Below are 8,973 nucleotides of genomic sequence, written 5' to 3' on the forward strand. Positions count from 1 at the left end.
AAGCCCCCAAGGTCATGCCCTCCGCAGTGGACAAGGCCGGGCTGCAGCGGGAACTACGTCGTCAGATCTCGATCATCAGGGCGCAGCGAAAAGGCGGTGCCGGGTTCCTCAAGGTGACTTTCCAAGCGCTGAACCTGGCTCTGACCTGGATCTGGACGCTGGTCCCGGGTCGCCTGGTGATGCACTACTTCTTCCACGGTGGGCCTCTCATGGCGGCCGGTCTGTCCTACAACATGCTTTTCGCCTCGACCGCCATGCTGGTGATCGGTGCGTCGATCGGCGGCAGCGTACTGGGCAACGACTCCGAACTGCGTCGGCTCGTCGTGGAAGCCGTGCACGAAACGGTCCCCGGGTTGATCAACACCGGGGGAGGCGGCATCATCCCCGTTTCGGCCCTGGCCAACCCGCAACCCTTCACCGTGACAACCATCGTCGCCTCGGCCGTGCTGGCTTTCACGGCGTGGCGTTGGGCGGCGGGAATCCGCTTGGCCTGCCGCCGCATGTTCGAGGTGCCACCGACCCGGGGTGCTCCGATCGCAGCCATACCGCGGGATGTGTTCGGTCTGGTGCTGCTGGTTCTGACGCTGGCCATCTCGCTGGTCATGAATGCCGAGGCGGCCGGTGCGCTGCGACTGCTGGAAGGAGCCACGGAGGACATCGGGTGGCTGAGCGCGTTGATCGACTTCCTGGGCGGTGACTTCGCCTACGGCGCGGCCACGTTCGTGGGAGTTCTGGCCGACGCCTTGATGCTGTATTTGATGATCCGCGTGGTCGCCCAGCTGCGGCCCGGCCGGTGGTCGATGTTCTGCTCGCTGTTCCTCGGGGTCACGGGCAACCTGGCATTGCGTGAGCTAGGGGGCACCCTGATCCAGACCATGGCGGCCAATCCGTACCTGTTCTCGGTGGGCCTGATCGTGGGTGTGCTGTTCTGGTTCTACTTCTTCAGTCAGATTGTCTTGCTGTCCGCCGCCTTCGGCGCCCTGGTCCAGGCTGATACCCACGGTGGTCACGCCCAGCCGACGGGGGAGGACCGGGCGGTCACGCCCATTCACGCTGATCTCCTGGACCACGTGCGCTCGCAGGAACGCGCTCTATGACACACCGCGCCAGGCGCTTGGGCACCGGGGGCTAGGGCGATCCAGGGTTCAGGGCGGTAAGTGGTCGGTCCTGTGTACGACGAAGGGGCCGGTGGGGTCCTGAACCGGCACTTGGTTCAGGACCCCACCGGCCCCTCAAAGCTCCCGTGCCACTATCGGCCACGATCGGCACGGGCAAGGATCACATCGAGCGGGTCAGGGCAGCCTTCTTGACCTCGGCGATGGCCTTGGTGATCTCGATGCCGCGCGGGCAGGCCTCGGTGCAGTTGAAGGTCGTGCGGCAGCGCCACACGCCCTCCTTGTCGTTGAGGATCTCCAGGCGCATGTCACCCGCCTGATCACGCGAATCGAAGATGAACCGGTGGGCGTTGACGATCGCGGCCGGGCCGAAGTACTGGCCGTCGGTCCAGAACACCGGGCAGGAGGAGGTGCAGGCAGCACACAGAATGCACTTGGTGGTGTCGTCGAACCGCGCGCGGTCCTCCTGCGACTGGTAGCGCTCACGCTCGGGTTCGTTGTCCACGTTGACCAGGAACGGCATGATCTCGCGGTAGGACTGGAAGAAGGGCTCCATGTCCACGATCAGGTCCTTCTCGCAGGGCAAGCCCTTGATCGGCTCGATCGTCAGCGGCTTGGACAGATCAAGGTCCTTGAGCAGGACCTTGCAGGCCAGGCGGTTGCGGCCGTTGATGCGCATGGCATCCGAGCCGCAGACGCCGTGGGCGCACGAACGACGGAAGGACAGCGACCCGTCCAGTTCCCACTTGATCTTGTGCAGGCAGTCGAGCACGCGGTCCGTGCCGTACATGGTCAGCTTGAACTCGTCCCAGCGGGCCTCTTCCGAGACCTCGGGGTTGTACCGGCGGACCCGCACGGTGACGTCGAACGACGGGATGGCCCCGGCCTGGGTGTTCTCTTCGGTCTTGTCAGTGGTAGCGGTCGACATCAGTACTTACGCTCCATCGGCTCGTAATGGGTGAAGATGACGGGCTTGGTCTCCTGCCGGATCCCGGCGGTCTCCGAGGCCGGATCGTGGTAGACCATCGAGTGCACCATGAAGTTCTCGTCGTCGCGCTTGGGGAAGTCCTCACGCGCGTGCCCGCCGCGGGACTCCTGCCGGTGCAAAGCCGCCACGGACATGACCTTGGCCAGCTCCAGCAGGAAGCCGAGTTCAACGGCTTCGAGCAGGTCCAGGTTGTAGCGCTTGCCGTGGTCCTGGATCGCGATGTTGGCGTAGCGCGCCTCCAGAGCGGCGATGTCCGAGAGTGCCTTGTTGATGGACTCCTCGGTGCGGAACACCTGCATGTTGAGGTCCATGGTGTCCTGCAGGTCCTTGCGGATCGCACCCACCTTCTCGGAGCCCTCGGCCGAGAGCGCGTTGTTCAACAGCGCTTCCGTGGCCTCCATGGCGTCGTCGGGAATCGGGAGGAACTCCGCCCCCTGGGCGTACTCGGCGGCGTAGATACCGGCGCGCTTGCCGAACACGTTGATGTCCAGCAGGGAGTTGGTGCCCAGGCGGTTGGAGCCGTGCACGGACACGCACGCGACCTCACCCGCGGCGTAGAGGCCCGGGATGGTCTTCTCGGAGTTCTCGAACACCTCGCCCTTGATGTCGGTGGGGATGCCACCCATCGTGTAGTGCGCGGTGGGGAAAACCGGAACGGGCTCGGTGTAGGGCTCCACACCCAGGTAGGTGCGCGCGAACTCGGTGATGTCCGGGAGCTTGGCGTCGATGTGCGCGGGCTCCAGGTGCGTGAGGTCCAGCAGCACGTAGTCCTTGTTGGGGCCGCAACCGCGCCCCTCGCGCACCTCGTTGGCCATGGAACGCGCAACGATGTCACGCGGGGCCAAGTCCTTGATGGTCGGTGCGTAGCGCTCCATGAAGCGCTCACCCTCCGAGTTGCGCAGGATCCCGCCCTCACCGCGAGCGGCTTCCGAGACCAGGATGCCCAGGCCGGCCAGCCCGGTCGGGTGGAACTGGACGAATTCCATGTCTTCGAGCGGCAGCCCGTTGCGGAAAGCGATGGCCATGCCGTCACCGGTCAGGGTGTGGGCGTTCGACGTCGTCTTGAAGACCTTGCCGTTGCCGCCGGTGGCGAAGACCACCGACTTGGCCTGGAACACGTGCAGCTCGCCGGTGGCCAGTTCGTAGGCGACGACGCCGGCGGGGCGGCGACCCTCCGGGGTGTCCACGAGCACCAGGTCAAAGACGTAGAACTCGTTGTAGAACTCGACGTTGTGCTTGATGCAGGCCTGGTACAGGGTCTGCAGAATCATGTGCCCGGTGCGATCCGCGGCGTAGCAGGCGCGGCGGACCGGCGACTTGCCGTGGTCGCGGGTGTGACCGCCGAAGCGACGCTGGTCGATCTTGCCTTCGGGCGTACGGTTGAACGGCAGGCCCATCTTCTCGAGGTCGAGAACGGCCTCGATGGCTTCCTTGGCCATGACCTCGGCGGCGTCCTGATCGACCAGGTAGTCACCACCCTTGATGGTGTCGAACGTGTGCCACTCCCAGCTGTCTTCCTCGACATTGGCGAGTGCTGCACACATGCCGCCCTGGGCGGCACCCGTGTGGGAACGGGTGGGGTAGAGCTTGGTCAACACGGCGGTGCGGGCGCGCTGACCGGATTCGATGGCGGCACGCATACCGGCGCCACCGGCTCCTACGATGACCACATCGTATTTGTGAACCTGCATTCTGAAATGTTCTTTCTTCTCGAGATTCAGTGGGCGCGCACCGGCCGAGAGGCTCAGGTCAGCGCCCGTTCAATGCTGAAGTGACCGGTGCCGGGCTCAGGGAGCCGGGCAGAAGGACGCGAGCAGTTCGGGGTCGGCGCCGGTCGGGCAGGGCTCGAAGGTGAAGATGACCAGCGTGCCCAGCAGGATCACGAAGGCGGTGGCAAGGAACAGCGCGAGCTTCAACCAGAAGCGGGCACCGTCGCGCTCGGCGTAGTCGTCGATGATCGTGCGCATGCCGTTCGCGCCGTGCAGCATGGCCAGCCACAGCAGGGCGAGATCCCAGACCTGCCAGAACGGGTTGGCCCACTTGCCACCGACGAAGCCGAAGTCGATGGCGTGCACGCCGCCTTCGGGGACGATCAGGTTGGCGATCAGGTGACCGAAGACCAGGACCAGCAGCAGGATCCCGGACAGACGCATGTAGAGCCAGGCCAGCATCTCGAACTTGCTGCGCCCGGATCCGGAGCGGTTGTACTTGACGCCGTTGACCACGCGGTCATTGCTGCGAGGAACGGCAATTTGAGGCTTCAGCGGAGTGCTCATTCTTAGGTATTCCTCGCGATCAGTGCATGAAGGCGTTCATCAGGTGACGGACCAGGAAGGGCACCATCACCACGACCCAGGCCACGATCACACCCCAGAACATCTGCTTCTGGTACTTGGCTCCCGAGGACCAGAAGTCGATCAGGATGATTCGGATGCCGTTGAAGGCGTGGTAGACGATGCCCGCCACCAGGCCGGCCTCACCCAGCGCCATGACGGGGTTCTTGTACGTCTCCATGACGGCGTTGTACGCCTCCGGGTCCACCCGCACCATGGCGGTGTCCAGGACGTGGACCAGAAGGAAAAAGAAAATGCCCACACCGCTGATGCGGTGCGCGACCCAGGACCACATTCCGTACTCGCCCCGGTAAAGGGTTCCGGATTTTGGCCCAGACTGGGTCTCCGTGGTTGTCGCGGCCACGATTGATACCTCCCTGTATCACCTGCGGGTGCCTTCGCTCGCCTCGGCGTGTTGATCTGCGTGCTGTGCACCCTTGCGGGAGTCTGTGACTCACCTCAAGATTCTCCAGCGAACTCGGGGTCACCTTATCAGCCTGGCGAGGGCGGAAGCGCCACTTGGCGACAAGGTGTCAGCCACCGGTAGTCGTATTCCGGATGTGACAAGCGCGGTAGCTCTGTCCACCGTTCGGCCGATCTTGCGTGCCGCGCGTCTCCTGCGCCCAGGGCCCGGGGAGACGACGGGTTAGGATCGCGATCGTGACCCAACCTCTTGAGCACTTCTACCCCTTCATTCCGGCCGGCGGTGTCGGTTCCCGGCTCTGGCCGCTGTCCAGGGCGGATGCACCGAAGTTCCTGCTGGATCTCACCGGCTCCGGTTCGTCCCTGTTGCGCGCGACGTACGAACGTCTGGCGCCCTTGACGAACGATCCGGTCATGGTGGTCACCGGCCGTGGCCATGCCGGTGCGGTCAGCCAGCAGCTGCCCGAACTGTCCGCCAAAGACCTGGTGCTCGAACCCTCGCCCCGTGATTCGGCGGCGGCCATCGGTCTGGCCTGCATGCTGTTGGAGCGCCGTGACCCCGGGTGCGTTGTCGGATCCTTCGCCGCGGACCATGTGATCGAGCCGGCTGCTGCCTTCCAGGACGTCGTCGTCGAGGCCGTCACCGCCGCCCGCACCGGGAAGATCGTGACCATCGGCATCCAGCCGACCACTCCGTCCACGGGCTTCGGCTACATCAAGGCCGACGGCGAGCTGGGCATCGAAGGCGCACCCTCCGTGCGCGGGGTCGAGCAGTTCGTGGAGAAGCCCAACGAGGACACCGCGCGGGCCTACGTGGCCAGCGGTGACTACCTGTGGAACGCGGGCATGTTCGTGGCTCCCGCAGCGCTCATGCTCGAACACCTCAAGGTCAACGAACCCGAGCTCTACGACGGTTTGCAGGCCATCGCCGACGCCTGGGGCACCGTCCGGCAGGACCAGGTCATGTCCCGCGTCTGGGAGACCCTGCCCAAGACCGCGATCGACTACGCGGTGGCCGAACCGGCCGCCGCCGCCGGTGACGTGGCAGTGGTTCCGGGTCGCTTCACCTGGGACGACGTGGGGGATTTCGCCGCGATGTCCCGGCTCAACCACGTCGGGGAGTCAGACGACGTCGCCGTCCTGGGGGAGAACACCCGCGTGCTGGTGGACAACTCCTCGGGCATCGTGGTCTCCGACACCGGGCGTGTGGTCGCGTTGATCGGCGTCGAGGACATCGTCGTCGTCGACACCCCTGACGCGCTGTTGGTGACCACCCGTGAACACGCACAGCGGGTCAAGGAAACGGTCAACTCCCTCAAGGCCGCGGGCGACACGGACGTCTTGTGACGTTGCGTGTTGGCCTGTCCGGCCGCGGCGTATTCTGAGGAAATGCCCAACATCACCGACCAGGACACGGAGACCGACGCATTGACGGCCCACAACCAGCGCGGAACCGAGGCCCCGAACGGGGCGGCGGGACAAGCTCAGGCGGCCTGGTCGGGTGAGGCGGGGCAACTGCCGTCCGTCGGACCGTTCCTGGGCCGTTGGTTGCCCGGTCTGATCGATTTCCGCCGCGACCTCCACCAGCACCCGGAGCTGTCCTACCAGGAGTTCCGCACGACCGATCGGATTGTCGCGGAGCTGGAAAGCGTGGGGCTCGCCCCGGTGCGGCTCAAGGGCACCGGGTGCTACGTGGACATCGGTCGGGGGCCGATCGCCGTCGGACTGCGGGCCGACATCGACGCCCTGCCCATCCAAGAGGCCACGGGGCTCGCGTTCTCGTCGGTCAACGACGGCGTCGCCCACTCGTGCGGGCACGACGTGCACACCACGGTCATGGTGGGGGTGGCGAAGGTCCTGGCCGACCTGGACCGCTCCTCGTCGCTGGCCGGTCGGGTGCGGGTGCTCTTCCAGCCTGCCGAGGAGAAGCTGCCCGGTGGGGCGCTCAAGGTGATCGAGCAGGGAGTGCTCGACGGAGTGCCGCGGATGTTCGCCCTGCACTGTGAGCCAAAGGTCGACGTCGGCCACGTGGGGACCCGGATCGGCGCCATCACCTCCGCCTCCGACACCGTACGAGTGCACGTCTCCGGCATGGGTGGGCACACCTCCCGACCGCACCTGACCCAGGACCTGGTCTTCGCGATGGCGCAGATCGCGGTCAACGTTCCCGCCGTCATGTCCCGCCGCGTCGACGTCCGCTCCGGGGTGGCCGTGGTCTGGGGCGAGATCAACGCCGGGATCGCGCCCAACGCCATCCCCTCGCGCGGCACCCTGGCGGGGACCATGCGGTGCCTGGACGCGGACGCCTGGCAACGGGCCGGTGCCCTGCTGGACGAGGTCGTGGGCCAGGTGGCCTCCCCGTACGGCGTCGACGTCGAAGTGGAACACATCCGCGGGGTCCCGCCCGTGGTCAACGGGGAGGAAGAAACCACCCTGCTGGAGAACGCCGCCCGCGACGAGCTGGGGGAGGACGCGGTCCTGCTGGTCGAGCAGTCCATGGGCGGGGAGGACTTCGCCTGGTACCTCCAGGAGGTCCCCGGTTCCATGATGCGACTGGGCACGCGAACCCCCGGCGGGCGGACCTACGACCTGCACCAGGCCGACTACATCGCCGACGAGGAAGCGATCGGTTGCGGGATCCAGGTCATGACCAACACGGCTCTGCGCGCGGTGCTGCTGCACACCCGGGAAGTCACGCGCTGACCCGGAGTGTGCCTCCCGAGCTGCCGCACGGCCCGTTCGAATCAGTGGCGGTCGGAAGTCAGGGCTGTCGACTGTGTGCTGTGTAACAGCCACGCGCTACTCGCGAGTACACTGTCGCCGTCACTTGTCAGACCCTGTCCCCGGTCATGCCTGATTTCCGCCCCTGTGGGCCGAACCCTTCTGTGCTTCTGTGCCCGGGACACTCTCCACCGGAGGAAACATGACCTTCCGCGCTCGCACCATGAAGGTATCGGCCGTTCTCAGCCTTTCCGCACTGGCCCTGGCGGCCTGCGGTGAAGCTCCCGAAGAGGGCGGCGGCAACGCTGAGGCCTCGGACTTCACGGGCTGCATCGTCTCCGACGAAGGCGGCTTCCAGGACCGCTCCTTCAACCAGAACTCCTACGAAGGGCTCAAGGCCGCAGAGGAGAAGCTGGGCATCACCGTCCAGCAGGCCGAGTCCCAGGCCGAAACGGACTTCACCCCGAACCTCAACTCCATGGTGCAGAACGGTTGCGACCTGACGGTCTCCGTGGGCTTCATGCTGGCCGACGCGACCAAGACCGCCGCGGAGGAGAACCCGGACATGCACTTCGCGACCGTGGACGACAACTCCATCCAGTTGGACAACGTCAAGCCCATCACCTACAACACGGCCGAGGCCGCGTTCCTGGCGGGCTACGTCGCCGCCGGTTCCTCCGAGAGCGGGAAGGTCGCCACCTACGGCGGTCTGGACATCCCTACCGTCACGGTGTTCATGGACGGGTTCTCCGACGGCGTGGACTACTGGAACGAACAGAAGGACGACGACGTCGAACTGCTCGGGTGGGACAAGAAGGCTCAGGACGGCACGTTCGTGGGCAACTTCAGTGACACCGCAGCCGCCAAGACCACAACGCAGAACTTCATCAACGAAGGCGCCGATGTGATCATGCCGGTGGCCGGCCAGGCCGCCACGGGCACCGCGGACGCCGTCGTCGATGCCAACGCGGACGGGCGCGAGGACGAAGTCACGTTCGTGTGGGTCGACGCCGACGGCTACGACACCCTCTCCGAGGACCAGAAGAAATACCAGCTGACCTCCGTGCTCAAGGAACTCTCGACCTCGGTCGAGGACGTCGTGACCACCGCGGCCGAGGGCGAGTTCGACAACACCCCGTATGTCGGCACGCTCGAGAACGGCGGTGTGGGCATCGCCGAGTTCCACGACCAGGAGGACCGCGTCGGCAAGGACGTCGCGAGCGAGGTCGAGGACATCAAGCAGAAGATCATCGACGGCGAGATCAAGGTCGAATCCGAGAACTCACCCGAGTGACCCGTCGTGGGGGGGGGGGCCCCCCGGGGGCCGGGGCCCACCCCCCCCCCCTCCCCCTCGGCGCCCCCGGGGGCACGCCCCCCCCCGCGGCCGGACCCG

8 protein-coding genes are annotated in these 8,973 nt (G+C 66.0%); 4 read left to right on the forward strand and 4 right to left on the reverse strand.

What is annotated here, in order from left to right; translation table 11 throughout:
- Nucleotides 1-14 precede the first annotated feature (14 nt).
- Nucleotides 15-1,097 carry a YihY/virulence factor BrkB family protein gene (locus GWK18_RS06720; protein ID WP_166834070.1) on the forward strand — a complete coding sequence of 361 codons (1,083 nt, stop codon included), beginning with the start codon at nucleotides 15-17 and terminating at the stop codon, nucleotides 1,095-1,097.
- Between the two features lie 181 nt (nucleotides 1,098-1,278).
- Here the strand turns inward: GWK18_RS06720 and GWK18_RS06725 are convergent, their stop codons facing one another.
- The 4 genes from GWK18_RS06725 to sdhC form a co-directional block, all read right to left on the reverse strand.
- Nucleotides 1,279-2,043, reverse strand: coding sequence for a succinate dehydrogenase iron-sulfur subunit (locus GWK18_RS06725; protein ID WP_166834073.1), 765 nt, complete (start codon nucleotides 2,041-2,043; stop codon nucleotides 1,279-1,281).
- Entirely contained in the window at nucleotides 2,043-3,794 is a 1,752-nt protein-coding gene (gene sdhA, locus GWK18_RS06730) for a succinate dehydrogenase flavoprotein subunit (protein WP_166834075.1), read from the reverse strand. Before sdhA ends, GWK18_RS06725 begins: the two co-directional genes overlap by 1 nt.
- A gap of 96 nt (nucleotides 3,795-3,890) precedes the next feature.
- Nucleotides 3,891-4,379, reverse strand: coding sequence for a succinate dehydrogenase hydrophobic membrane anchor subunit (locus GWK18_RS06735; RefSeq protein WP_166834077.1), 489 nt, complete (start codon nucleotides 4,377-4,379; stop codon nucleotides 3,891-3,893).
- 19 nt (nucleotides 4,380-4,398) lie between these two features.
- On the reverse strand, nucleotides 4,399-4,800 hold the full coding sequence (gene sdhC / locus GWK18_RS06740; protein ID WP_348535866.1) for a succinate dehydrogenase, cytochrome b556 subunit: 402 nt from the start codon (nucleotides 4,798-4,800) through the stop codon (nucleotides 4,399-4,401).
- 296 nt (nucleotides 4,801-5,096) lie between these two features.
- Between sdhC and GWK18_RS06745 the strand changes: the two genes are divergently transcribed.
- From GWK18_RS06745 to GWK18_RS06755, 3 genes are all read left to right on the forward strand, one after another.
- Nucleotides 5,097-6,206 carry a mannose-1-phosphate guanylyltransferase gene (locus tag GWK18_RS06745; RefSeq protein WP_166834079.1) on the forward strand — a complete coding sequence of 370 codons (1,110 nt, stop codon included), beginning with the start codon at nucleotides 5,097-5,099 and terminating at the stop codon, nucleotides 6,204-6,206.
- Nucleotides 6,207-6,248: 42 nt separating this feature from the next.
- A complete protein-coding gene (locus tag GWK18_RS06750) occupies nucleotides 6,249-7,562 on the forward strand; it encodes an amidohydrolase (protein ID WP_166834081.1) in 1,314 nt (437 codons plus the stop codon).
- A gap of 220 nt (nucleotides 7,563-7,782) precedes the next feature.
- Nucleotides 7,783-8,874 carry a BMP family ABC transporter substrate-binding protein gene (locus tag GWK18_RS06755; RefSeq protein ID WP_166834082.1) on the forward strand — a complete coding sequence of 364 codons (1,092 nt, stop codon included), beginning with the start codon at nucleotides 7,783-7,785 and terminating at the stop codon, nucleotides 8,872-8,874.
- Nucleotides 8,875-8,973: the final 99 nt, after the last annotated feature.

The sequence above is a fragment of the Kocuria sp. JC486 genome, from assembly GCF_011602805.1.
GTDB classification, from domain to species: Bacteria; Actinomycetota; Actinomycetes; order Actinomycetales; family Micrococcaceae; genus Kocuria; species Kocuria soli.

Bases quoted from the DNA above. Each gene is read 5' to 3' on its own strand.
- GWK18_RS06720 (WP_166834070.1), top strand. From the start codon at position 15: ATGCCCTCCGCAGTGGACAAGGCCGGGCTGCAGCGGGAACTACGTCGT.
- GWK18_RS06725 (WP_166834073.1), bottom strand. From the start codon at position 2,043: ATGTCGACCGCTACCACTGACAAGACCGAAGAGAACACCCAGGCCGGG.
- sdhA (WP_166834075.1), bottom strand. From the start codon at position 3,794: ATGCAGGTTCACAAATACGATGTGGTCATCGTAGGAGCCGGTGGCGCC.
- GWK18_RS06735 (WP_166834077.1), bottom strand. From the start codon at position 4,379: ATGAGCACTCCGCTGAAGCCTCAAATTGCCGTTCCTCGCAGCAATGAC.
- GWK18_RS06750 (WP_166834081.1), top strand. From the start codon at position 6,249: ATGCCCAACATCACCGACCAGGACACGGAGACCGACGCATTGACGGCC.
- GWK18_RS06755 (WP_166834082.1), top strand. From the start codon at position 7,783: ATGACCTTCCGCGCTCGCACCATGAAGGTATCGGCCGTTCTCAGCCTT.